At 65.1% G+C, this 24,490-nt stretch carries 25 protein-coding genes; 5 read left to right on the top strand and 20 right to left on the bottom strand.

Going from position 1 to position 24,490, the window contains the following annotated elements; all coding sequences use genetic code 11:
* Nucleotides 1-46: 46 nt before the first annotated feature.
* The 9 genes from AB1451_01200 to AB1451_01160 all read right to left on the bottom strand — a co-directional run bounded on the left by AB1451_01200 (nt 47) and on the right by AB1451_01160 (nt 11,116).
* Nucleotides 47-853, bottom strand: coding sequence for an ABC transporter permease (locus AB1451_01200; GenBank protein ID MEW6681531.1), 807 nt, complete (start codon nt 851-853; stop codon nt 47-49).
* A gap of 10 nt (nt 854-863) precedes the next feature.
* Nucleotides 864-1,781, bottom strand: a complete 918-nt coding sequence (locus AB1451_01195) for an ABC transporter permease (GenBank protein MEW6681530.1) — start codon at nt 1,779-1,781, stop codon at nt 864-866.
* Nucleotides 1,782-1,830: 49 nt separating this feature from the next.
* Nucleotides 1,831-3,390 (bottom strand): peptide ABC transporter substrate-binding protein, encoded by a 1,560-nt coding sequence (locus tag AB1451_01190; GenBank protein ID MEW6681529.1) that lies wholly within the window; start codon nt 3,388-3,390, stop codon nt 1,831-1,833.
* Nucleotides 3,372-4,769 (bottom strand): phosphomannomutase/phosphoglucomutase, encoded by a 1,398-nt coding sequence (locus AB1451_01185; GenBank protein MEW6681528.1) that lies wholly within the window; start codon nt 4,767-4,769, stop codon nt 3,372-3,374. Before AB1451_01185 ends, AB1451_01190 begins: the two co-directional genes overlap by 19 nt.
* 15 nt (nt 4,770-4,784) lie before the next feature.
* Nucleotides 4,785-6,227, bottom strand: coding sequence for a mannose-1-phosphate guanylyltransferase/mannose-6-phosphate isomerase (locus tag AB1451_01180; GenBank protein MEW6681527.1), 1,443 nt, complete (start codon nt 6,225-6,227; stop codon nt 4,785-4,787).
* Entirely contained in the window at nt 6,224-6,664 is a 441-nt protein-coding gene (locus AB1451_01175) for a VanZ family protein (protein ID MEW6681526.1), read from the bottom strand. Before AB1451_01175 ends, AB1451_01180 begins: the two co-directional genes overlap by 4 nt.
* Nucleotides 6,661-7,974, bottom strand: a complete 1,314-nt coding sequence (gene miaB / locus AB1451_01170; protein ID MEW6681525.1) for a tRNA (N6-isopentenyl adenosine(37)-C2)-methylthiotransferase MiaB — start codon at nt 7,972-7,974, stop codon at nt 6,661-6,663. Before miaB ends, AB1451_01175 begins: the two co-directional genes overlap by 4 nt.
* Nucleotides 7,975-8,082: 108 nt before the next feature.
* Entirely contained in the window at nt 8,083-8,916 is an 834-nt protein-coding gene (locus tag AB1451_01165) for an AAA family ATPase (protein MEW6681524.1), read from the bottom strand.
* 16 nt (nt 8,917-8,932) lie between these two features.
* Nucleotides 8,933-11,116: a tetratricopeptide repeat protein gene (locus AB1451_01160; protein ID MEW6681523.1), complete on the bottom strand. Its 2,184-nt coding sequence runs from the start codon at nt 11,114-11,116 to the stop codon at nt 8,933-8,935.
* 144 nt (nt 11,117-11,260) lie between these two features.
* Between AB1451_01160 and AB1451_01155 the strand changes: the two genes are divergently transcribed.
* Nucleotides 11,261-12,382: an LptF/LptG family permease gene (locus AB1451_01155; protein MEW6681522.1), complete on the top strand. Its 1,122-nt coding sequence runs from the start codon at nt 11,261-11,263 to the stop codon at nt 12,380-12,382.
* A gap of 18 nt (nt 12,383-12,400) precedes the next feature.
* Nucleotides 12,401-13,483 (top strand): LPS export ABC transporter permease LptG, encoded by a 1,083-nt coding sequence (gene lptG, locus AB1451_01150; protein MEW6681521.1) that lies wholly within the window; start codon nt 12,401-12,403, stop codon nt 13,481-13,483.
* A gap of 25 nt (nt 13,484-13,508) precedes the next feature.
* Here the strand turns inward: lptG and AB1451_01145 are convergent, their stop codons facing one another.
* The 9 genes from AB1451_01145 to AB1451_01105 form a co-directional block, all read right to left on the bottom strand.
* Entirely contained in the window at nt 13,509-15,020 is a 1,512-nt protein-coding gene (locus tag AB1451_01145; GenBank protein ID MEW6681520.1) for a pitrilysin family protein, read from the bottom strand.
* Entirely contained in the window at nt 15,020-16,528 is a 1,509-nt protein-coding gene (locus AB1451_01140; protein ID MEW6681519.1) for a pitrilysin family protein, read from the bottom strand. The genes AB1451_01145 and AB1451_01140 overlap by 1 nt, the downstream gene beginning before the upstream one ends.
* Entirely contained in the window at nt 16,525-17,220 is a 696-nt protein-coding gene (locus AB1451_01135) for a hypothetical protein (protein ID MEW6681518.1), read from the bottom strand. The genes AB1451_01140 and AB1451_01135 overlap by 4 nt, the downstream gene beginning before the upstream one ends.
* Nucleotides 17,217-17,870, bottom strand: a complete 654-nt coding sequence (locus AB1451_01130; GenBank protein ID MEW6681517.1) for an HAD-IA family hydrolase — start codon at nt 17,868-17,870, stop codon at nt 17,217-17,219. The genes AB1451_01135 and AB1451_01130 overlap by 4 nt, the downstream gene beginning before the upstream one ends.
* A gap of 232 nt (nt 17,871-18,102) precedes the next feature.
* Nucleotides 18,103-18,789 carry an SDR family oxidoreductase gene (locus tag AB1451_01125; protein ID MEW6681516.1) on the bottom strand — a complete coding sequence of 229 codons (687 nt, stop codon included), beginning with the start codon at nt 18,787-18,789 and terminating at the stop codon, nt 18,103-18,105.
* A gap of 125 nt (nt 18,790-18,914) precedes the next feature.
* The gene (locus AB1451_01120) at nt 18,915-20,075 is read right to left on the bottom strand and encodes a M20/M25/M40 family metallo-hydrolase (GenBank protein MEW6681515.1); all 1,161 of its coding nucleotides are present in this window, start codon (nt 20,073-20,075) and stop codon (nt 18,915-18,917) included.
* Between the two features lie 15 nt (nt 20,076-20,090).
* Complete coding sequence (locus tag AB1451_01115; GenBank protein ID MEW6681514.1) at nt 20,091-20,519, bottom strand: GNAT family N-acetyltransferase; 429 nt, start codon at nt 20,517-20,519, stop codon at nt 20,091-20,093.
* Between the two features lie 94 nt (nt 20,520-20,613).
* Nucleotides 20,614-20,805 carry a DNA gyrase inhibitor YacG gene (gene yacG / locus AB1451_01110; GenBank protein MEW6681513.1) on the bottom strand — a complete coding sequence of 64 codons (192 nt, stop codon included), beginning with the start codon at nt 20,803-20,805 and terminating at the stop codon, nt 20,614-20,616.
* The gene (locus tag AB1451_01105; protein MEW6681512.1) at nt 20,802-21,596 is read right to left on the bottom strand and encodes a DUF3108 domain-containing protein; all 795 of its coding nucleotides are present in this window, start codon (nt 21,594-21,596) and stop codon (nt 20,802-20,804) included. Before AB1451_01105 ends, yacG begins: the two co-directional genes overlap by 4 nt.
* Nucleotides 21,597-21,764: 168 nt before the next feature.
* Here AB1451_01105 and AB1451_01100 point away from each other — a divergent pair, with 168 nt between their 5' ends.
* From AB1451_01100 to AB1451_01090, 3 genes are all read left to right on the top strand, one after another.
* A complete protein-coding gene (locus AB1451_01100; GenBank protein ID MEW6681511.1) occupies nt 21,765-22,079 on the top strand; it encodes a hypothetical protein in 315 nt (104 codons plus the stop codon).
* Between the two features lie 156 nt (nt 22,080-22,235).
* Entirely contained in the window at nt 22,236-22,607 is a 372-nt protein-coding gene (locus AB1451_01095; protein ID MEW6681510.1) for a peptide chain release factor-like protein, read from the top strand.
* A 54-nt stretch (nt 22,608-22,661) separates the two neighbouring features.
* Nucleotides 22,662-22,868 carry a hypothetical protein gene (locus AB1451_01090; GenBank protein ID MEW6681509.1) on the top strand — a complete coding sequence of 69 codons (207 nt, stop codon included), beginning with the start codon at nt 22,662-22,664 and terminating at the stop codon, nt 22,866-22,868.
* A gap of 22 nt (nt 22,869-22,890) precedes the next feature.
* Here AB1451_01090 and AB1451_01085 read toward each other — a convergent pair whose 3' ends face one another.
* Both AB1451_01085 and AB1451_01080 read right to left on the bottom strand, forming a co-directional pair.
* A complete protein-coding gene (locus AB1451_01085) occupies nt 22,891-23,925 on the bottom strand; it encodes an MBL fold metallo-hydrolase (GenBank protein ID MEW6681508.1) in 1,035 nt (344 codons plus the stop codon).
* A gap of 117 nt (nt 23,926-24,042) precedes the next feature.
* The gene (locus AB1451_01080) at nt 24,043-24,441 is read right to left on the bottom strand and encodes a DUF2784 domain-containing protein (protein MEW6681507.1); all 399 of its coding nucleotides are present in this window, start codon (nt 24,439-24,441) and stop codon (nt 24,043-24,045) included.
* Nucleotides 24,442-24,490: the final 49 nt, after the last annotated feature.

Below are 24,490 nucleotides of genomic sequence, written 5' to 3'. Positions count from 1 at the left end.
GAGCAGCCTTTAAGGAACCGCGTGAGACCACTCTCGTGACGAGGTCTTACGATATCGGCCGTCGACTTCTGGCCGGGTCCAACACGTCTTGCAAACGATCGCCCAGTAGGTTGAATGCGAGCATGGTGATGAAGATCACCAGGCTTGGGAACAAGATCACGTGCGGGTAGAACTTGATGGCCGACCATCCCTCCCCGGCCAGGCTGCCCCAACTGGTCTGCGGCGGGGCGATGCCCAGGCCTACGAAACTCACCGTGGACTCGGCCAGGATGCCCGCGGGGATACGGAACGTCAGGGTGACGATCAATGGTCCGATCGTCTGGGGCAAGAGATGGCGCAGCAGGATGCGGCCGTGGCTCGCGCCCGTGGCTCGGGCCGCTTCCACGAACGGTTGCTCGCGCCAGCGCAGCATCTCTCCCCGCACGAGCCGCGCGACCGTCATCCACCCTACCAGGCTGATCGCCGCGACCATGCTGACTGTGCCCCGGCCCAACAACACGCCCAACAAGATGATCACGAGCAGGTCGGGCAACGCGTACAGCACCTCCAACCCGCGCATCATCACCTGATCCGTCCGTCCTCCGATGTAGCCCGAGATTGCGCCGTACGCCGTGCCCAGCGCCAGGGCAACCAGGGCCGAGCACAATCCGATCAGCAATGACGTGCGCGTGCCGTAGATCACGCGCGAGAACAGGTCGCGGCCCAGACGGTCGGTGCCCATCCAGTGGCTGGTCGAGGGCGGGGCGTAGAGCGCCGCGGTGTCCTGCGCATCGTAGGGATACGGGGCGAGCACCGGCGCGAAGGCGGCCGCGAACACCACCAGCACGATCACCACGACGTTGAATCCGGTCATACGCGTTCGCTCAGTGGATCCGGACTCTGGGATCGAGCCACGCGGTCGCGAGATCGACGATGAGATTCGCGAACACCAGCAACGCGGCATAGAGCAGCGTCACGCCCATGATCAACGGGTAGTCGCGGTTGGTCACCGCGGTAATGAAGAAACGACCCATGCCGGGAATCGCGAACAAGTACTCCACCACGAACGAGCCAGTAATCAACGCCGCGGTCAGCGGCCCGAGGATCGTGATCACCGGCATCAAGGCATTGGGCAGTTGGTGCACCAGCAACACAGCGCGACTGCTCAGGCCTTTGGCATGCGCGGTCTTGAGGTAGTCCTGTCGCGACGCGTCGAGCAGGCTGGCGCGGGTCAGCCGTGCAATGTACGCGGCGGGAGCGACCCCGAGCGTCACCGCGGGCAGGATCAGATATCGAGGCCCCTCCCACAACGCCGGAGGAAGCCAGTGGAGCCGGTGCGATACCAGCAGGACCAGCACCACGCCGAGCACGAAGTTGGGGAATGCCACGCCGGCAGTTGCGAGCAACATGCCTCCGCGGTCGATCCACGTATCGGGCCGGCTCCCGGCCGCGACCCCGAACCCCAGGCCCAGGACGACGGCCACGGCCAGTGCAATCACGCCGAGCGCGAACGAGACCGGAAACGTTTCGGCCAAAATCATCGACACGTCGCGGCCCAGGTATTTGAATGAGGGGCCCAAGTCCGCGCGCGCAAGGCCCCCGAGGTAGCGCGCGTACTGCAACCAAAGGGGCTCATCCAGGTGATATTTGGCTTCGACGTTCGCCAGAATCTCGGGCGGCAATTGTTTTTCGGAATCGAACGGACCGCCGGGCGCCACGCGCAGGAGCGCGAAGGTGAGCGTGGCCACCAGCCACAGGACGCCGATCCCCCATCCTGCGCGGCGAAGGACGAGCCGGATCATATGCGTCTGCCTTCCAGGTGGTCCGAGTACTCCCGGACTCGGAGCCCGTTCATGGACGGGCTCCCATAGAGACGCCTTGCAGCGAGAGAATCTCCATCGCGTTCAGGTCGAACCCGCGGACCCACGGCTTCACCAGGACGTTGTTGACGTGAGTGAACAAGGGGATGATCGGCACGTCCTGTTCCGTCAGAATCCGCTGGGCCTCCCGATACATGGCCAACCGACGGCCGGGGTCCGGTTCGCTCGCAGCCTGGGCGACCAGCGCATCGTACTTGGCATTGGCCCATCGTGAGTGGTTGTTGCCCGAGTCCGCGGTGAACAGGGCGAGGAAGTTGTCCGGATCCGGATAATCAGCCCCCCACCCCAACCGGAACATGGCCGGCGCATCCTGGTCCAACCGTTTCAAGTAGACCTTCCACTCCAAGTTGTCCAACCTGACGTCGATGTCGAGCGTACGTTTCCACTGTGCCTGCAGGTTCTCGGCGATCAAGGTGTTGATGGGACCCGTGTTGTAGACGTACTCGATGACCGGCAGGCCCTTGCCCTTGGGAAAACCGGCTTCAGCCAACAGGCGCCGCGCGCGTTGGGGGTCGTACCGCAGTCCCACGTCTGGCTCGTATCCCGGCATGCCGGGCGGCACCCAACTGTTGGCGGCGCGTTCTCCGCCCCGCAAGATCTTAGGAAGCTCGTCGCGGTCTATGGCCAGGGCGAACGCCTGTCGCACGCGCGGGTCGGTGAACGGCGGCTTGGTCACGTTGAACCCCACGTAGTAGCCGCGCAGGATGGGCACGCGCCGGTGCTCCGGCGTGCCTTCAAAGGTCGGGATGGATTCCGGCGGAAGCTGCGCATAGTCCAGATCCCCGGTCTCATACAGCGTGAGCTCGGTGGTCCGCTCGTTGACCACGTACATCTTGACGCGATCGATTCGGGGTTTGCCCCCGTAGTACCGGGGATTGGCCGAGAGCACGAGACGGTATTCGTGCCACCACTCGTCCAGGCGAAACGGGCCGTTGGTCACCAAATGCCCCGGCTCGGTCCACTGGTCGCCGTACCGTTCGATGAGTTCTCGGCGCTGCGGAAACGTCACCATAAAGGTCGTGAGGCTCGGGAAATACACCAGCGGCTGTTCAAGTATCACTTCAAGTTCCGTTGCGGAACGAGCCTTGACCCCGACACTCGACGGGTCGGCGTTCTTGCCCGTGTTGTACGCCCTGGCATTGGCCACCGGATACAAGAAATACGCGTATTGCGCCGCGGTTTTTGGATCGAGCAGGCGCTTCCAGGCGTATTCGAACTGGTCTGCGGTGACGGGCGCGCCGTCGGACCACGTGACGTCCGGGCGGAGGTGAAAGAGGTATCGCCGGCCATCGTCCGACACGTCCCACGACGACGCCACCGCCGGTACCGGACGCAGGTCGTGATCGAATCGCGTCAACCCGTCCATGAGATTCTCGATCACGGTGATCGAAACGCTGTCAGTGGCCAGCGACCAGTCGAGCGTGGGGGGTTCGTTGGAAAGAACGAGGCGAAAGGTGTTGGCGTCGGAGGTGATTGGGCCGCGGCACGCCCCGAGCAGCAACGCCGCAACGATCAGGAGGCGGACCAGCACTCCTTGACCCGCGACTCCATCGCCGATTTGATCGCGGAGAGGTGTTGCTCCGTGTCGGCTTCGAACCGCGACACCAGAACCGGCTGGGTGTTGGAAGCGCGCACCAGGCCCCATCCGTGCGGCGTACGGACCCGCACGCCGTCCACGTCAATGACCTCGAGAATCGGCAGCGGAAACGCGGACGGCCGCTTCACCGCGTCGCGAAAAAACGCCTGCAGCCGACCCACCACCTCGAACTTCTGCGCGTCGGGACAATCCACGCGGATCTCGGGTGTGACGATGGTGCTGGGCAAACGCGATGCGAGTTCGGACATCGGTCGGCCTTCGCGCACCAACAATTCGATCACGCGGCACGAGGCGTACATGGCGTCGTCGTAGCCGTAGTAGCGGTCGGCGAAAAACAGATGCCCGCTCATTTCCCCGCCCAGCGGGGCGGACAATTCCTTCATCCGCGCTTTGATGACCGAGTGGCCGGTTCTCCACATCACGCCCTGGCCGCCGCGTTTGGCGATTTCATCGTAGAGCACCTGCGAGCACTTGGCCTCCGCGATCACCGGCGCGCCCGGGTGGTCGGCCAACACCGGCCCGGCCAGCAGGGCCAGGAGGCGATCTCCCCAAAGGACCTCACCCCGCTCATCCACCACCCCGATGCGGTCCGCGTCTCCGTCGTACGCGATCCCGAGGTCCGCCCGTTCCCGCACCACCGCGGCCATGAGGTCCCGTAGGTTGTCGAGCACGGTGGGATCCGGGTGGTGGTGCGGGAACCGCGCGTCCGGCTCGCTGTACAGTTCGATGACCTCGCATCCGACGGCGCGGAGCAGGGCCGGCGCCACCAAACCCGCCACGCCATTGCCCGAGTCGACCGCCACGCGCAGGGGCCGAGGCTTCGCAGCCGAGACCGCGGGCGCGAACTGTTGGGTGATCTCTTTCAAATAGGGGGGAATAATCGCGTACGCCGACGCGTGACCGTTGCCGCTCTCGCGTGTGTCCGTCTCGACCAGCTTGCGCAGCGCTTGGATCGCGTCGCCATAAATCGCTTCTTTGCCCACGCACAGTTTGAGGCCGTTAAACTCGGGCGGGTTGTGGCTCCCGGTGATCATCACCCCGCCGTCCACCGTTAAGTGAAACAGCGAGTAGTACAAAAGCGGCGTGGGGCAGACGCCCAAGTCAATCACATCGACCCCGGTGGAGAGAATGCCCTTGGCCAGTCGATCCCGCAACGGCGCCGAGTGGTCCCGCACATCGCGCGCGAGTGTGACCTTGGAACCCCCGGTCCGGCGGATGGTTGTCCCGTAGGCCGCGCCGACCTGTTCCGCTACGTCAAACGTCAGGTCCGTCCCGACCACGCCCCGAATGTCGTATTCGCGATAGATGCTCATGGTTCGATCGTCGGCCTATTTCCTTCCAAAGTCATCATCGAACCTCTGGATGTCGTCTTCCCCCAGGTACGGACCGTTCTGGACCTCGATGATTTCAAGTGGAACTTGAGGATCCACGTTCTCGAGGCGGTGTTTGGTCTCCGGCGGGATGTAGGTGCTCTCGTTGGTCCTGACGTCGTAGGTGCGCTCCCCGCACGTCACCCGCGCGGTACCGGCCACCACCACCCAATGCTCGCTGCGGCGGCGGTGCATTTGCAGGCTCAGGCGAGAGGCGGGGTTCACGACGATCCATTTGATCTTGTAGCCCGGTCCCTCACCCAGCACGGTGTACGCTCCCCACGGGCGCTGCACGGTTTTATGGACGATGTGCTCCTGGGCGCGTTGCGCTTCGAGCGCATCCACGACCTTGCGCACGTCCTGCGCGCGGTCCTTGGCGCAGACCAACGTGGCGTCCGGAGTGTCCACGACGATCAGATCGTTCAATCCGATCGTGGCGACCACTCGATCCTGCGCGTACACGATCGAGCGTTGGCTGTCCACGTCGACCACCCGTCCGCTGAGCACGTTGCCGCGCTCGTCCTTGACCGCCACGTCGTCGAGCGCCGCCCAACTCCCCACGTCGCTCCACCCGAATTCCGCCGGCACCACCGCCACACGGGTGGATCGCTCCAGCACCGCGTAATCGATGGACACGGCCTCCGCCGCTTCATAAAGCGCCCGGAGTCGCGTGTCGTCCGCGCCGGAGCTCATGGCCTCGGCGATGCGGGAGGCGGCTGCGGATACTCCCGGGGCGTGACGCGCCAATTCATCCAGGATGACGGAGGCGCGCCAGACGAACATGCCCGAATTCCACAAGTAGCCCCCTTCGCCCACGTACCGCTCGGCCGTGACGCGATCCGGCTTTTCCACGAACCGAGCGACCCGGAACGCGCCGCGACCACCTTCGCGGCGCCCACTCTCAGGCAGCGCGTCGCCCTGTTTGATGTACCCGTACCCAGTTTCGGCGCGCCGGGGTACGATGCCGATGCTCACCAGATAGCCGTTGCCCGCTACCGCGGACGCGTGGTCCAGGCATTCGCGGAACGCTTCGGGTTTGGCGATCGCGTGGTCCGCAGGCAGGACGATCATGATCGCGTCGGGATCCGCGGCGATCAATCGGTGTGCTGCGACCGCGATGGCCGGGGCCGTGTTCCGGCCCACGGGCTCCGCCACCACCGTCGCCCCCGCGCCGATGAGGCGCAACTGGCGACGCGCTTCGTCGGCCACGTCGCAGCCCGTCACCACCCACGTGCGGTCAGCCGCCACGACGGGAGCGATTCGGAGTACGGTGTCTTGGAGCATGGTGCGGTCGCCCGTCAACGACAGGAGCTGTTTGGGAGCCAGCCGCCGGGACAGCGGCCAGAACCGCGTGCCACTTCCCCCGGCCAAGATCACCGCGTGCAGGTGAGGAGACGTCACGGCGTCGGGTTCCCGGGGTTTGGTCCGCGCGACCGCCGGCCGTACGACATGCCGCCCTGAACGAGGCCCGCGCCCCCCGCATCCGCCGCGAGGTCGAGCATCTCCATACTCCGTCCCGGCACGAACGACTGATGGACCTCGTCGGTCAACCCGTATAACGCGGTCAGCACGATCGCAAACAACGAAAGGCGCCTGGTCGATGCGCTTGGTGCGGATGATCGCAGCGCCATCCAGACCGTGAAGGACAAACCGCCGTACACCAGGGCGTGAACCACCTTGTCCACGAACGGGGGAAGAGTGTGGACGCCGAGCGGATGCGGTGTCGAAGACGCCCCAAATATCGCTCCGGCATACACCGTCACGGTGACCCACCACACGGTGATCGCGCGGGCGGTCGGCCGGGGCAACGCCAGGTCCCGCGCATCCTCCGGCTTCACGAGCACAGGCTCCCCTCCAGGGAATTCGCCTTGACGCGCGTAATTCGAAGCGACACGATCTCCCCGATCAACGACGTCGGGCCGTCGAAGTTCACCGTCCGGTTGCTCGAGGTTCGGCCCGCGAGGCGTGAGCGGTCGGTCTTGCTGGGTCCTTCCACCAGGACGTCCTCGACACGATCCTGGTACGCCTGGTTCTTGCGCTGCGTGATGGGCCGCTGCACGGCCAACACCTCCTGCAGTCGCCGGTCCTTCTCGGGTTCCGCCACGTGCCCGTCCAGGGACAGCGCCTCGGTGCGCGGCCGCCGGGAGTATTTGAACGCGAAGATATTGTCGAATTCAATGGCCTCGAGCACCCCCGTGGTCGCGACGAAATCCTCGTCTGTTTCCCCGGGAAACCCCACGATGATATCCGTGGTCAACGCGAGGTCGGGTAGACCCGCTCGGAGCGCGTCTACGACCGCCAGATAGTCCGTCACCGTGTAATCACGCCGCATGCGGGCCAGCGTCCGGTCCGAGCCCGACTGCAGCGGCAAATGAAGGTGCCGGCACATCTTGGGGAGGCGCGCCAACGCGTCGATCAGTTTGGGCGTCATGGCGTTGGGGTGCGACGTGGTGAACCTGATCCTCGCCAGTCCCTCGATGGGATGAATGATGCCCAGTAAATCGGCGAAATCCACCCCTTCCTCGGAGGTGCGACCGTACGAATTGACGTTCTGTCCGAGCAAGGTCACCTCGCGACAACCGTCCGCGCACAACGCGGCGATCTCCGCGTACACCTCCCGGCTCAACCGGCTACGCTCGCGTCCGCGCGCGGCGGGCACCACGCAAAACGCACACGCGTTCTCGCATCCTTCCATGATCGATACCCAGGCGCGGACCCGCTCTCGGCGATCCGCTGGCAACGTGGGCGCGATCCCGATGGGATCGTCGGTACACACCACCGGACCGTGCACGGTCAACGCCCGATTCAACAGCTCGGGGAGCTTCTCGATACTCTTGGATCCGAAGACCATGTCAACCGCGGGTACGCGGCGAACCAGCGCGGCGCCTTCCTGCTGGGCCACGCAGCCCGCGACGCCGATCACGACGTGGGGCCGTTCCGATTTGAGCGCCGTCAGGCGCCCCAGGTCGCTGTATACCTTCTGTTCGGCCTTGTCGCGAATGCTGCAGGTGTTGAGGAGGATGAGGTCTGCGTCGTCCGGGGTCGCGGTGAGCGCGTAACCGAGCGGCGCCACGAGGCCGGCCATGCGTTCGGCATCGTGTTCATTCATCTGACAACCCCACGTCTTGATGAAAACGCGTTTGGCCATTCCTATGGACGGGGTACTGCCTCGGCTGGATCTTTGGTGCCCGGGCGTACCGATTCGAGCGTGGGCGCTACCCTATCGAATGGGCCCCCAAAATGCAAGCCTACGGGGTCAAGCGGCCGAGGGCAGCGAGACGTCGAGCTTTAAGTCGCCGGCAAGTTCCTGGATCAACCCTTCGTCGATCGGAGTACGCTTCCGGAGGTACCCCTCCAGGAGCGCGTTGTCGCAGAGGGTGTTGATCACCCTGGGGGTTCCGCCGGTGACGCGATGGATCGCCGCGATCGCCCCGGGGGTAAAGGGTGCGCTCTGGGCGCCCGCGACCTTGAGCCGGAACATGATGTAATCCCTGGTGATGGCTTCGCTGAGCGCGCGGAGTTGGAAGCGGATGGCGACGCGCTGGGCCAACGGACCGTCCAGGGCGAGCACTTGATCGAGTTCGGGCAGACCGAAGAGGATGAACGTGATCAATTTCTGCCCGTCGATTTCCATGTTCAAAATCCCGCGAAACTCCTCCATCACCTCGCGGTTGGCGAGCATCTGCGCCTCGTCGATCAATACCACGACCTTCTTCCCCTGTTCGAAAAGCTCCACCAATCGCTGGGACAACTGACTCAATACGGTGGGCGAATCGTCAGCCGGCTGTTCCACTCCCATTTGGGTCGCGATCTTCTTGAGCAACCACTGCGAAGTGACCGCCGCGTGCACGATGATCAGCAGCGCCGCCTCGATCTGCGCGTCGTCGAGTTGGTCGAGCAGCCGGCGCGCGAGTGTGGTCTTCCCGGTGCCCACGTCCCCGACCAATACCGCCAACCCTTTACGTTCGGTAGCCGCGTACATCAGCCGGACCAAGGCGTCGTTGTGTTGTTGGCTGTTGTAGTAGAACCGCGTGTCGACCGAGGTGGAAAACGGATGCTCTCGAAGTTGGTAGTATTCCAGATAGCTCACGACGCCTCCTTACGTGTTACAGGTACGAGACTTTTTTCCGGTCTCTTCGCGCATCCTGGCGCGCGGGCTGCGGGGCTTCCGGCGCACGCTTGCCTCCCGTCGTCGGTTTAGGCGCCGGCGCGGCCTGGGGTGGGCCCGCGCTGCGCCGCTCGAGTTGAGCGATCCGGTTGACGGCTTCCTGATGCCCCGGTTCGAGCTCTTTGGCGCGGTAGTACTGCGCCAGCGCGTCGTCGTTCCTTCCCTGGACTTCCAAGATCTGTCCCAGTTCGAACGCCAGCCCGGCGATGCCCTCCATCTCGGCGTACTCCGGCTTGTTCAGGATCTCCAGCAAGGTTTCCTCGGCGCGAGGGAGCGCGCCCTTCGACCGGTAACAGGACGCGATCATCGAGGTGGCTGCAATCAACCGGTCCGGAGACTTGAGGACCAACCGAAACTCGGAGATCGCCTCGTTCAACAAGCCCATCTCGCGGTAGGCCACCCCGAGGTTATAGTGGGTCTCATAGTCTTCCTTCCCGTATTGTTCTTGGACGCCTTTCTGAAACTTTCGGAACACGTTCTCCAGTTCGCGCTCGGCGGACAACTCTTGGCTGAGTTCCTCGGGTTCCTCGGGAGGCAGGCTTCGCTCCATGTCCTCCCGCAAGGCTTCCACCAGGTCGATGTACTCTTCTTCCTTGGTCGTTTCTCCCGGTGGGTTCGCGCTCTTTGGGGGCTGAGCGCCCGCAATGACTGGCGGCTCCTGGAGGGTCAGGCTCGCTCCCAGGCTGGTTTCCTCCAACTCTGATGGTCGCACCGTACGGGAAGTCCCTTCGAGCTCATGTTCTGAGGGCGCGTGGCCCGCCGCACTCGCGGGCTGAGCGCTTGCCGCCCGCGAGTCGAGTTCTCCCAGACGCTGGACGGCCAGGGCATGACCAGGCTCCTTCTTCAGGATCGCGCTGAACAAACGACGGGCTTCCTCGTCGAACCCCTGCTGAAAGTAGAAGTCGGCTTCGGCCAGATCCTGCTCGAGTGCGTCGTTGGCTGCGGGGTCGGACGAGGCTGGGCCAGCAACACCCGCGGGTTCTTCCGACTGACCCGCCGCCTCTGGCTGCTCGTCCCCAGAGGGGACCACCGAGGAGTCGGGACTCAACTCGGCGGCTTCGCGGAGGATCGCCTCGCTCTCGGCGTCCTGTCCCAACGTTCTGTAGAGTTCCGCAACGCGCTGGCACACTTCGGCGGCGGCGCGTGTGTCGCCATGGACGATGTAGAGCTCTTTCAGTTTCAACTGGATCGCCACGTCGTTGGGATCGTGTTGCGCCAGCGCTTTGACGTGAGCGATCGCCTTGTCCACCATCCCGTACTTCACGTACACATCCGCTTCCGTCAGCGCGTCGCGCAGCCGCTCGTGCGTGGTTTCGTCGAACTCCTGCGCGGTTTTTAGTCGGGACAGCTCGGGCGCCGGCGGAGCCTGGACCGGATCCGGCGCGGCGATGTCCGCGGGCGGGGCGCCCGCCGCTCGCGGCGGCTCCGCGTCCGTCATCATCGTGGTCTCTTCCGCGCTGCCTTCGGCGAGCGACGCCCGTTCGACTTCGAACGTGGGTTCCGGAGGCGCCGCGGCGGAGACGCGCTCGAGCCCCAACTCCGCGAGTCTGGCGCGCACCTGCGCGAGCTCGTCCGTTCGCCCCGCGCTTTCCAGGAAAGTGGCGACCCGGGTCAGCTCTTCCCTGGCTTCGTCGAGCATGCCCTCCTTGTGGCACAACTCGGCGAGCTTCAACCCGATGGTCGGATTACTCTGGTCCAACGCGGCGATCTTCCGGTACACCTCGATCGCGGACTTGACGCGGCCTTCCTTGAGCTGGTGGCGCGCGACCTTCAGGTAATCTTCGACCGCGTTCCCCACGATCCCGCGTTCGGCGTTGACGTCGGCCAGTTTGAGCACCACGTCCATGCGCGTGGGGTCGAGTTTAATGATCTTCTTGTAAACCGCGATGGTCTTGAGCGCAAAGCCGGCGTCCTGAAAGGTCGTTCCAGCTTTGAGGAAGGCTTCGATCGCCTGGGCTTTGGCGTTTTTCTTCAGGTACAGGTCGCCGACCGTGTTGTAAATGTTGCCGTCGTTCGGCGTTTCGGCGATGAGCGTTTTCCACGCCTCGATCGCCTTGTCGATCTCACCTTTGGCAGTTAAACGTTGGGCGTTGAGGATGATGGAGTTCTTGTCCGATGCCACGGAACCTCCAGGAAGTGTCAGCCGGTCGGCGACCCACACTGTAACATAGGGCATCGGAGTGTCAAGAATTTCGCCCTTTTCGGCGCGCGTTGCACCGCGGTTGGGCTTCCGTTATAGTGACCGCGCCGTGTCCCGGGGGCTCAGTTGACGATCATCACGCGCTATCTTCTCAAGGAATTGGTGGTTCCCTTTACGCTCAGCGTGGCGGTCCTCGCGTTTTTGCTCGTCACCCAGCAGGCGCTGAGGCTGATCGACCTCCTGGTCAACCAAGGGGTGGAGATCGGCGTGTTGGCCCGGATCTTCGCCACCCTGCTTCCGGCCTTCTTCGTCATCACGCTGCCGGTGGCGGCGTTGATGGCCACGATCGGGGCGTTCAACCGTCTGTCCGCCGACCGTGAGATCCTGGCGTTGCGGGCGGCCGGGTCTCCCACGCGCCGCCTGCTGTGGCCGGTCGGCGTGTTCGCCGCGTGCCTGTGCGCGGCGGCTTACGCGCTGTCGCTCTATGGGCAGCCCTGGAGCGGCGCGTCCTTCCGCCGCCTGACCTCGGATCTGCTGAAACAGCACGCCACGCTCGCCGTGGTGGAGGGAACATTCAGCGAAGCCCTCGACGGCATGACCCTGTACGTCGAGCGCGTCCCCAGCCCCAATCAGATCGAAGGCGTGTTGATCGTGGACGAGCGCGCCGACGGATCGGAATGGCTGATCTTGGCCTGGCGCGGCACGTTCCTCAACGGCGGCGGTGAGCCGGGCGCCAGCCTGCGGTTGCACCGCGGCAGTATTCACCGCACGCAGCGCGATGAAGCGGACGATCGGTATCAGATCGCGCGGTTCGAAAGCTACGAGTTGCGACTCGACTCGTCGCGGCTCGGTTCCGCCGGGGAGCCGGGAGGCCCGCCGCGCTCGATCTCCGCGTTGCGCGCCCGGGCGGACGAGGAACGTCGGCAAAGCGGGGGCGTGTCCGCCGAGACCGAGCGAGCGATCTTCACCGCGTATAAGGACCTGGCGTTCCCACTCGCGACGTTCTGGCTCGGCCTGCTCGGAGTGCCGCTCGGCCTGTCGACCGCCCACACCGGCCGGATGAGCGGATTCGGGTTCGGGGTGTTGGTGGTGGGCGCGTACTACCTCTTGTTGATCGGAGCCGACACCATCGCCGCCCGCGCCTGGCTGCCGGCTCCGGCCGCCGCCTGGGTACCCAACGCCGTCCTCGCCGCGGCCACGATGCTGCTCGTGTGGCGCATGGATCGCGGAGCACCGCGCCGCGGGTAGCGGCGCACGGGATCAGCGATGCCCATTCTCTTCAGATATCTCGCTCGGCACTATCTTCGGCTCGTCGGTCTGACCTTGGGCGGGCTCGTGCTGATCTACCTGGTCAGCGACGTCTTCAGCAAGTTCGGGAAGTTCAGCGAACATCAACCCGCGGCCGCCGCGATGATCGCGTATTTCGCGCTCAGGCTGCCCCGGGCTGCGTACGAAGTGTTGCCCCTGGCGGCGTTGACGGCCAGTGTGCTGGCGATGACCGTGTTGTCGCGCCAGCACGAGGTCACCGCGCTGCGAGCCTGCGGGGTGGGGCTCTGGCGCGTCGTTGCGCCGATCGTGGCGACCGCCTTGCTCCTCGGGGCCGCCGCGTTCGCCGCCAACTGGTCGCTGATCCCCACGGCCACCGCTCACGCCCAACTCGTCAAGGACGTTCGGATCGAGGGTCGCCCCCACCCTTCGATGGTCCAGCGCGACCGTCTCTGGGTGCGGTTGGAGCGCCGCACGTTCCTCAACGTTCGGATGGCGGACCCGACCAACCGGGCGCTCTTGGGAGTCCGACTCTATGAAGTGGGAGACGGGTTCAACCTCGAACGGGAGGTCGAAGCGCCGCGGGTGAACTTTGAGCGGGGCGCTTGGATCGCGTTCGACGGGGTCGAACGGGTGTTCGATGCCGACGGCGCGGTGCGGGTCGAACGATTCGCCGAGCGGCGCCTCGACCTATCGACCTTGCCGGGGGATTTTAGTCGGCTCGAAATCAAAGAGGAACACCTGAACTATCCGAAGCTGCGGTCCTACGTCGCCGACCTCGAACGGTCCGGTATCAATCCGGGACGGTACGCGGTGGACGTCGCCTCCAGAATGTCGGTTCCGTTTCTCACCGTGGTGATGGCGCTTCTCGGAGTTCCCTTTGGTCTGGTCGAGACGCGGCGCGGAGGGTGGGGCCTGGCCGTGGGGATCAGTTTGTTGTTGGGTCTGTCCTACTGGATGGTTTTCTCTCTCTCCATTTCCCTGGGCCGAGGCGGCCTGCTCCCTCCTCACGTGGCTGCCTGGGCTGCCAACTTGCTGTTCCTAGCGATTGGCGCGGCGCTGCTGCTGCAAAAACGTCACTGAGCCTTGACGCGCCCAGGCGCGAATGTTAATCGGCCCGATGGGACATTCCAGGTGGCGAAGCAACCGGCGCGCGGAGGGAAGGTTTGGCCCGGGGCTCGCCGTTCGCGGAAGCGCGTTCCAGGTCGATCACGCGAACCGCGCCGAATGTGGACAGCGGCGGCTCAAACAACCGATCGTCGCCCACCGCGAGGATCACGAGCCGGTCGAGCACCAGGTGTCGCCTGGCCACACGGAGCAAATCGCGCGCCGTGACCCGTTCGACGTTGGATCGAAATCGCTCGAGAAAGTCGGCCGGCAGGCCGTAGTATTCGAGCGACATCTGACGGTTGGTGATCTGCGCGGGGTTGGAAAACGAAAACACGAACGAGTTGAGAAACGCCTGTTTGGCGTCGGTCAACTCCCGCTCAGACACCGGCGAGGTCAGGAGCCGTTCGACCTGCTCGCGCATGGAGGCGATGGCCTGCGTCGTGGACTCGGTTTTGGTCTGCGCGTAGAGAAATATCGTCCCGCGGTCGAATCGTCCGGGCACGACGGCGCTCCCCACCGAATAGGCGAGGCCTGCCTTGGTGCGCACCTCCTGAAACAGCCGGCTCGTAAACGCCTGTCCGCCCAGGATGTCGTCGAGCAGGGACAACGCAAAAAAATCCGGGTCCGACTGCTTGATGCCCAACCATCCCATCCGAACCTGGGTCTGCGTCCCATCGCGCGCAATGAAGTTCACACGAGCGTTGGGCTGCTCGGCGACGCGAGGCACCGCGGGCCACGTGACGCGTTCCGAGGCCCATCCGTCGAATGACCGGCGAAGCAGAGCGATCAAGTCATCCCGCTGAAAGTCGCCCGTGGCCGCCACCATCAGCGTATTGGGGTGGTAGTACCGCCGGTGAAACGCGATCAGGTCGTCGCGGGTGACCGTGTTGATCGTCGCCTCGGTGCTCTCCCGCGCGAACGGGTGTTCGGGACCGTACAGCAGCTTGTTGAACTCCCGCGACACGATCGAGCCGGGATGGTCGTTCCGTCGCCGGATCCCTTCGATGGCTTGCTTCTTGGCCAAATCGACTTTCTCGGGCGCGAATGCCGGCCGCATCAACATGTCCGCGAACAAGGTCACGCCGCGGTCCAAATCTTTGGTCAACACGTTGAGTGACGCCCACCCCGCATCTTGTCCGATCGACGACGAGAGCTCCGCGCCCACGAACTCCAGCTCGTCGTCCACCTCGTCCCCGGATCGTGACGCCGTGCCGCCGGTGCGGATGACCGTGCCGGTCAACTCCGCCAGCCCGATCTTGGCCGGCGGATCATACACGCTCCCCGTGCGGATCATGGCCGTCAGGTTGACGATCGGAAGCTCGTGATCCTCCAGCAGGTAGAGGATCATCCCGTTGGGGAGTGTCACCCGCTCGGCTCTGGGCGGCGTAAACGGCTCGCTGGGGAACGTCATGGTCCGTGGGTCCTGCGGGCGCACAGGGGGCGGTTCGGAGCCCGCCCACAGGGTCGAGGCGGTCAGCATCGCGAGCACCGTGGCGATCAAGAACCGCATCACGGCGCCGATGGGGAGGCCGGCACCAGGCGAGCCACGGTGCGGTTTCGCTTGACCAACCAGGTGGAGGCCACGCGTTGGACGTCTTTGGCCGTCACGGCCGCGGTGCGGTCCCTGATGCCCAGGATGTACCGCCAGTCGCCCGCCACCGCCTCGAAGTAGGCCAGCTGCGAGGCCAGTCCGGCGTTGGACTGCAGCGACCGGATCAAACCGGCATCAAGGCGGTTGATCACCCGTTCGAGCTCCCGAGCCGGCACTTCCTCGCGCTGAAGCCGTTCCACTTCGTTCAGCAGCGCGGCTTCGACCTCGTCCAGGGTGTGGGGCGCTCGGGGAACCGCGCGGAGGACGAAGAGATTCGGGTACCTGGAGCCCGGCTCACCGGCGGATGCCGAGGCGGCCACGGCCACTTGGCGTGTCGTGACCAGTTCGGCGTACAGGCGCGAGCGGCGCCCCGACGACAAGAGCGACTCGATGACATCGAACACCGGGTCGTCGGGATGATCGATTCCCGGACGGTGATAGCCCACCAACAGCTCCGGTTGGGCGTCGTATTCGACCTCGACCCGACGCTGGCCGTCCTGTCGAGGCTCTTGGGCGACCCCGCCGGCCGGAGCGGGCCGCGCCGGAATCGCGCCGAAGGAGGCCGCCACCTGGCGAAGCGTCGCGTCAACGTCCACGTCGCCCACGATGGCCAACACGGCGTTGGCGGGCGCATACTGTTCCTCGAAAAACGCGCGAGCCTGGGGCGCGGTCAGCCGGTCCACCTCCGAACTCCATCCGATGGTCGGGACGCGGTAGGGGTGCGCGGCAAAGGCGGTGGTCAAGAACGCCTCGTAGAGCTTCCCGCCCGGGTTGTTGTCCACGCGCAACCGCCGTTCTTCCAGCACCACGTCGCGCTCCGTGTAGAATTCTCGGAACACCGGGCGGCTGAAGCGATCGGCCTCCAAGGCGATCCAGAGCGGGAGGCGATTCGCGGGCAGGCTGACGACGTACCGCGTCAGATCCGCGCCCGTGCTCGCGTTTAGGCCCACCGCGCCCTGCCGGTCGTAGATCGCGCCGTACTCATTCGGCTCGACCAGGGCGCGCGCCCGGTCCTGCACCTCGGCGAAGCGCCGACGGAGCTCCGCGAGACGCTTGGTGTCGGGGTTGCGGGGAAGTGCCAGTTCGCGTTGGAGGTCGACTTCGAGCCGATCGAGTTCTTCCAGCAGTGGTCGCTCGGCCGAGAAGTCGCGCGTGCCGATCCTTTCGGTCCCCTTGAACGCCATGTGCTCGAACAAGTGCGCCAATCCGCTCTGTCCGCCCGGTTCATCCACCGATCCCGCCCGCACCGTGAGGTTGTACGACACGGTCGGGACCGCCGGCCGTTTCACGATCAGCACCCGCATCCCGTTGTCCAGCGTCCGGTCCACGACCCGCCCCTCCAGCAGCGACGCCGCGTCGCCGACGCGCGGCGCCGCGCAACATAGGAGCACAGCCAAGACCAGTCCGTTCCGCGTTACCCGCCTCATCGCGAACCCCTTCCCGGCGAGATCTGGCTGAGACGGCGCACGATGGCGTCACCTAAGGCGTTGAGAGCCGCCCGGCCCGAAGCCTGCTCCACTTCGTCCTCAAATCGAGTCGGCCCCTCGTCAAAACCGGTCTGGGTTTCGGTGAACACCGGACGCCCCGTCGGAGTCACGCCAACCGCCCGCGCAGTGGTCTGCACCTCGATCACGTCCACCACGTATACGGGTCTGGTCGGCCACGACACGTGATATCGTCGCTCGGCCGCGTCAAGGCCGAACAACACGATCACGTCCGCTTGCTGGTTCGTCCCGAGCGTTTGCAGACCGGTCACCGTCACCCCGTCGTCGAACGTGTCGGGTGGACTCCCCTCCGCGCGCGTGACCAACCCGCTGCGGTCGAGTTTGTCTTCGATCGCGGCGATCCAGCTTTCCCGAGCGGCTCGGGTCGCCCGGTACGGCGTCTCCCCCTGGCCCGCCGGAGAGGGCACCCACGCGATCACCACGGCCGGCACCCGCTCCAACCGGACCGCGTCTTCGGTCGCCAAGGGCCATCCCTGGGACCGTTCGGCAGGGACCACCCACGCAAGCCCGGCGTTCAACTCCGCGGCGGACTGTCGCGTGGTAGCGCAGCCAACGCAGGCGAGCAAGACGACCGGGATGATCGTCCCGAATCGAGACCGAATGCGCCCACTCACGAAAGAATGTCCATCACATCCTCGATCCGCTCACAGAAAAAGTCGGGCTCAGCCGCCCGCAAGGCCGCGGGATCGCCCAACCCGTATCCCACGGCGATTGACCGAACCCCGGAGGCCCGAGCGGCTTGGATGTCGTTGACGTTGTCCCCGATCATCACGGCGCGCTCCGCTTTCACCGACACGGTCCCAAGCGCCCGGTCGATCATCTCGGGATGCGGCTTCAGCTTTGCCGTACCGTCGCTCCCTAAGATCACGTCGAACCGATCGCGCGCGCCCAAGCCATCCATCAGCTTCAAAGTGTATTCGATGGGCTTATTGGTGACCACGCCTTTTTTTTTGCCGGCAAAATGTTCCAGCACCTTCTCGACCCCTGGGTACAGGCGGGTCTCGTCGAGCAAATGGTCGAGGTAATGTCCGCGAAACACCGCGAGCGCTTCTTCGAGCGCCTTGGCGCCCCGGCTCTCGAACGCCCGGGCCAACAGCACCCTGACCCCGTCGCCCACGAACGTATAAATGCGCTCCGGCGGATGCTGCGGCAACCCGAAATCGCGCAACGTCAGATTGACGGCCGTGGCCAAATCCGCCTTGGTATCCGCCAACGTGCCGTCGAGATCGAACAGGAGAAGGTCAACCGGAAAGGGTTTTGACAATGGTCTTGGCCCGGCCTCTACCTTATTGACGTCCGCGAAAGCGGAGCCTGTTCAGGAGCGCGCCAGATGCAAGGCGCCGCGAGCGCCCGCACCGCAGCGTACTGGGTCGTACGTGAGGCGAGTGGCGCCACGAGGAAGTGGCGCCACGCTACGAGCGCCGCCGAGACGGTGAGGCGGCCGTGGCACCATGAGAAAGTCGGCAACGCCGCAGATGGCCGCTCCTGGACAGGCTCTACGTGCGCCATGAGATTTCGATGGCCGCGCCACTGACCGCCCGCGCCCCTTCGCTGGCCAGAAACACCGCCACATCCGCGATCTCGGACCGGGGCTCACCCGACTGCGCCCGCCCCTTGGAGGCGGGCGGTTTCGCGCGCTTGGTGCCCACCAGCGCCGGACACAGGGCGTTCGCGGTCACCGCGGTGCCCTCAAGTTCTTTGGCCAAGGACCGGGTCAAGCCGATCAGCGCAAACTTGGACGCGCAGAAGGCCGAGAAGTTCGCGAAGCCCTCGACCCCGGCCGTGGATGAGACGTTGATGACGCGCCCTTCGTTGCGTTGCACCATTCCTGGGATGACCGCCCGCGTGGTCAAGAACGCCGCGGTCACGTTCACCGCCAGGGTTTGATTCCACTGCTCGACCGTGGTCTTGACCAGCGGCTCGATGAACACCACGGCCGCGCTGTTGACCAGGATATCGATCCGACCGAACTCGCGTTCCGCAGCGGCCACGCACGCCGCCACCTGTACGTCGTCGGCCACGTTGGTCGGCACGGCCAACGCCTTTCGCCCCAACGCCGTCACCCGGTCGGCCACGGGTTTGAGCTCCCGCTCCGTCCGCGCCGCGACCACCACGTGCGCGCCTTCCGCCGCAAAGGCCAGCGCAATCTGCCGTCCGATGCCCCGTCCCCCGCCCGTTACCAATGCGATCTTGTCTTTGAGCAGAATCGCCGCCCCTCCTTGGTTGAAGCTCCCCGCAACACGCTGCCGGGAATCCGACGCGCCGCGCGTTCACACATCCCGCTCACACATCCCTCACACATCCAATGTCACCGCGGCTCCGCGTGGAGCCGAACCGTCTCCATCACCACCTCCCCGGCGCGGACAAACTCGTCGAGCAGAAGATACTCTTTCACCGTGTGAATGGCCCTCATGCCGGTGCCGAGGTTCGCCACGCGCAGTCCCTTCTGGTTGAACACGTTGGCGTCGCACCCGCCGCCGGTGGACCGCGTGGCGACCGACCAGCCGACCCGCTGCGCCGCCTCCAGGACCGCGCGGACGATCGGCGCCTCATCGGGCACGTCGAGGCGGGGGAAGTCCCGTTCGATACGTTCGACCACGCGCGCGCGGTGGGTGACCCCGTCCACCGTCACGCAATGGCGCTCCGCCGCGTCCGCGAAACAACGCCGCATATGCGCGGTTTGGGCGTCGAGCTTGGCTTCGTTCAGACTCCGCGCCTCGCCGGACACCGCCGCTTCTTTGGGCACGATGTTGGTCGCCGCGCCCCCCCGCAGCACGCCGAGGTTCGCAGTGGTCTCCTCGTCGATCCGTCCCAGCCGCATCGCCGCGATCGCCTCGCTCATGACCTTGATCGCCGAGATGCCCCGCTCGGGGCAGATGCCCGAGTGCGCCTCGAGCCCCACCACCGTGAACTCGATCTTGTCCGCGGCCGGCCCTTTGGTGAACAGAAAGTTTGCGTGTTCGCTGTCGAGTACCAAACCGTCGCGAGCTTTGAGCGCATCGGCCGCGAGATGTTTGGCCCCCAACAAGCCGGCCTCTTCGCAGATCGTGAACGCGACCTCGATCCCGCCGTGAGGGGTCGGCCGCTCCGCCAGCGTACGGAGCACCTCCATGATGATGGCCACGCCCGATTTGTCGTCCCCTCCCAGGATCGTGCGGCCGTCGCTGGTGATTCGGTCGCGCCCGCGAACCGGCGTCACGCCTTCACCGGGGACCACAGTGTCCATGTGAGCCGACAGCAGCAGCCAGGGTCCGGGGGTCGTGCCGGGGATCGTGGCGATCACGTTCCCGGTGTCGCCGCCCACTCGTTCCCCCGCCTCATCGATCCGGACCTTGGCGCCCAAGGCTTCCAGGTCGGACTTCAGCCGCCGAGCCAGCTCACCTTCACGCCGCGAAAGGCTGTCGATCCGGACGAGTTCCGTGAAGTAGTCGATCAACCGGGCGTGGTTTAGCGCATCAGCCGCGGGCACGGGTCGTCCTCCCTGTCATATACCGGAACCGTTGGACCTCGGGCGCTCCCGAACCATGCCCTGGGTGCTGGAGACGAACCCGAACCGCTCGTAGAACTTGTGTTTGTCGCGGGTGTTGAGCCAGAACTTCTCGACGCGAGACAAGACGGGATGCTCCAGCACGGACGCCACCAGTCCTTCGCCCACGCCGCGACCCTGGTAGTGCGCGTCCACCACCACGTCCCACAAAGTGGCCCGATACACCTGATCGGTCAACACGCGCGCAAAGCCGACCAAGCGGGGTCCGTCCCACGCCGTGAAGACGAACGAGGTGTGGGCGAGCATGCGCGAGAGTCCGTCCTTCGAGCGCCCGCGCGCCCAGGGCGTCTGATCCAAGAGGCGCTGCAGTTCTCCCAGGTCCAGCGGGCCGCCTTCGCGATACGTGATGGGTTCCGACACGGCCATCCATGCGGTGCGTCCTCACGGGCTCCTACGGCCCGCGCGTCGCGCGCGATTACTCTAACGGACGCGCACACGAAACACAAGCGCGAGCGGCCATTCACTCCGGCTCGTGACCGTTGCCGGACTCAGGGGTCGGTGACTCGGCGGCCGACTCGTCGGTGGGGACGCGATACGTTCCGGACAACCACCGCCCCATGTCCACGTCGCGACAGCGGGCGCTGCAGAACGGGGCGTACGCAGCATCCGCAGGCTGAAGCCGGCAAATCGGACAGCGCGGAGGTTCCTTCACGGCAGGCGCGCCTCCGCGGGATGGGTCGCCGGGCGATACTCGATCAGCTTGGCGGAGATTCTTCCGATCTTGATCTTACTGTCCATCCGCACCGGCAGCCGGCGTTCGTCGTCCGTAAACCACACGTACACGTCGCCCCGGTCCAGAAACACGCCTTCGAACTCGACCGTGGCTCTGGTGCGGATGGTGTCGAACTCTCCGGCCGCGGTCTCCACCCGCTCGCGGTTCAGCGCGATGATCGCCAGCCGCCAGTTCTTGTTGCTCTCGTGCACGTCGATGGTCGCGGTCTCCCCCACTTTGAGATTGGGCAAACTGCGGAAATAGTACAGAACGGACAGTGAATCCTGCACGTCCGGAGGGATCTCGTACACCTTGCGTTCGCCGTTCTTGGAGACGGTCGCGGTGTGATTCACCTGATCGAACTCCGTCTGGCGGGCGCGGCGACGTTTGCCCTCGTGCTGCTTCACGTCGAGCCGCAGCGACGCCAGCGTCTCCCGGTGGATCAGGCTCTCGATACGATCCTCCACCGGGAAAAACATCGATACGAACGCGTTCGATCTGGCGAGCGAGACGATCCGATACACGGGCTTGCCCTGGTAATCGCGCTCGTCCACGGTGAGCTCCGCGGTGCCCCCGACGATGTTGTACCAGCCGATCGAGTAGACCAGACGTTCGCCCTGGCCGAATGGCACGTGGTCCGCACCAAGAGTAGGCACGGCGGGGAGAGCCGCGACCGCCGTCGTCAGGCTGATCAGCGATGCCGCCACCCCCACGCCGACGCGAGGTCCCATGCGCGTGATTATAGGAGGCACCCGGCCCCTTGACAAGGACAGACGGCCTGTCGGCGCCCTCGGTTGCGGGCATCGGCGAGATCGTGGTACCGTCGGGCGATTCACGAGTGGGCGAACCACGTTCGCGCATCCCGAGAACCGGGCGTTCAGCGCGAGCGGCCACCCGTCATGTCGAACCTGACCCCCGAAGAAGCCGTCATCATTGTCAATGCCTACGGCGAAACGCTTGAATCGCTGGCCGCCCTCTCGCCGCCGCGATGGGAAAGCCCCGAGGCCTACCAGCGCGACGTGATGAACAGTCCGGATCCGGTTTCGTTGTTTCGGCGGACCTACGACGTCTCGCTCCTTCCGTATTCGAAGAACGGGATCCGCGAAGCCCTGCACGTGCTGCTCGCCCATTCGGACGTCGACCCGGAGATGAAAGAGCGCCTGCGCCTGGGGCTGCTCGCGCTCGAAGATTTTGTCGAGGGCGCGGCGGAGTAACGCCGCACGCGGCCGACGTGCGCCCGGACCGGGCATACCGACCAGGGAGCTTCGGGTACGTCGCCATGTGCCTCGTGAAGGTCATGCGGCGGATGGAGGCGTCCTGACGTGGCCTTGCCCGTGTCCCCCCAGAAAGAGCAGGACTTGCTCGCGCGGATGGCCCGACTCGGGGTGCGTGAGCAGGATCTGGAAGAAACCTTCATTCGCGGCTCCGGACCCGGCGGTCAACACGTGAACAAGACCGCCACCTGCGTGGTCCTGGTTCATCGCCCCAGTGGGATCAGCGTGCGGTGCCAGGCGTCGCGATCGCAGGGTCTCAATCGCTTTTACGCCCGACGCATTCTCGTCGAGAAGATCGAGCGCCAACAACTCGGCGAAGCCAGCGCCGAACAACAGCGCATCGAGAAGATCCGGCGTCAGAAACGCAAGCGCTCGAAACGCGCGAAAGCCAAGATGCTCGAGGACAAACGGCAGCAAAGCTTGAAAAAGGCGGCTCGGGGCCGAGTGAGGGCCAATCACGAAGGGTGAGCCGCCGGCGCGCGATTGACAGCTCCGCCCGATCGCTTATAAGATCGTGCTGGTATGTCGAACAAAGACCTCAGAGTGCTGTTGGAGAAGGTCGACGGCGGCTACATCGTCGCGGACCCCAACCCCGACCCCAAACACCCGGCAGACGTGTGGATCAACAAGGCGGTGCACACCGACTTCGACTCCGCCATGGATGACATTCGCAGGCGCCTGGGCGTCTCCAACATCATCGCCTCGCACGAAGGCAAGCTGTCGCTCTAAGTATCCGCCCCCCCGGTGCCCGTCACGTCCCGTCTCGGACTGACGTGGGCCGGGACGCAAACGCCCGTTCAGCCTCTTCGCGCAGCCGATCGCCCTGACCGGCGTACCTGGGCGAAAAATGCATCGGCACCATGGCCTTCGCCCCCGCCTCCCGCGCGAGCAAACCGGCTTGGTGCGCCGTCAGGTGCGCGCGCTCGGCCGCCCGCTCCGCATCCTGATGCAGGAACGCAGCTTCGATGAAGAGCACGTCAGCGTGTCGGGCCAGTTCCACGATCGCGCGCGCGTTCTCTGCGTGGTAGACTGCATCGACCACATACACGATTTTCTGACCCGGTACGATCCGCAAGACCCGCTCTTTGAGCCATCCCAACGGCACCGTGCGCTGCCGCTCCTCCGCTCCGTCCCGCCACCACACGCGACAGGGCGACTCGTCCGGATCACCACGGAGTACCGCGTCCTTCATGCCCTTAAGCCACGGGCCAATCGGGAGCCCCAGCTCCTCCAACTTCGTTTTCCACACGTTCACATGCGCCTTTTCCTCGAGGCTGAACGCCAAACACGGAACTTTATGATCGAGCATCACTGCACGCACGCGGACGGTGTCGTCGTCCACCAGGACCCCATCCGCGAACGCCGCGGTCCCCGCCTCTTGGCGCTGAAACGCGGTGCGGCAGGCGAACTCCGCGCGCACGCCGCGTTTCCCGGGGTGAACCTCAGTTACGGAAATGCTGAAGTCCTCGGGGTAATCGCGGACCAGATTCCAGGTATAGGCCGCCAGCCGGTGCGCGACTTGCTCGATCAATCCCGGCGGGCCGAATAGCCGGATGCGCTTGTTCCGGCCCAGGCAGACCCGTACCACCTGGTCGAATCCTACGAAATGGTCCATGTGGGTGTGTGACACAAAGGCATGCGTGACCTTGAGAATCTTACGGGGCCAAAGCGCGTGGAGATCACCCAGATCAAAAAGTATCGCCCGCCGCTCGAACATGAACTCCACGTACACGCCGGGGTCGCCAAACGGGTCGTTGATCAACCGGGGATGAAACGACGGACGCATGGGCCCTACCTTACGTAAAGGATCCCGCCTTGTGAATGGTTCGCACCCGAACAACATCGTGGTCCGGGCAACGATCCGCCCGCGCGTGGCGACGATGTGAAGCGGGACGGAGACAGCTCATCCGCGTCGCCGCGGAGGATAGACGACAAAGGTGGTGAGCACCAACCCGCCGAACAGCGTGTAGACCAGAGTGAAGACCCACCACGGCGCGGAGTAGAACAGCAGACGGGTCAGCCAATCACGAATGAAGCCGTGTTCGTAGGCCACGGCCCCCGCACGCACACGAAGGGCGTTCTCCAGGACGGTCAGCGAACACGGAATGTCGATCCAGGACTCCACGACCACGAAACCGATCGCGGCCAGGTGCGCGATCCGGAAAGCAAGCCCGCGCGTCCATCGCCACCCCTCCAGCCAGCCGATGAGGACCGCCGCTTGCCCGCCGATCACGAAAGCGACGAACGCGGCATGGACCGCCAGCGTGACGTCCGCAAGGACCGCGTAGTCAGACGGTTCGATCTGCCCCCTCCGAACCGGTCAGGAATCCGGGTTGAACGCCACGGGTCCA

The sequence above is a fragment of the Nitrospirota bacterium genome (genome assembly GCA_040757335.1).
Lineage (GTDB): Bacteria > Nitrospirota > Nitrospiria > 2-01-FULL-66-17 > 2-01-FULL-66-17 > JBFLXB01.
This window is presented reverse-complemented; position numbering and strand designations above follow the sequence as displayed.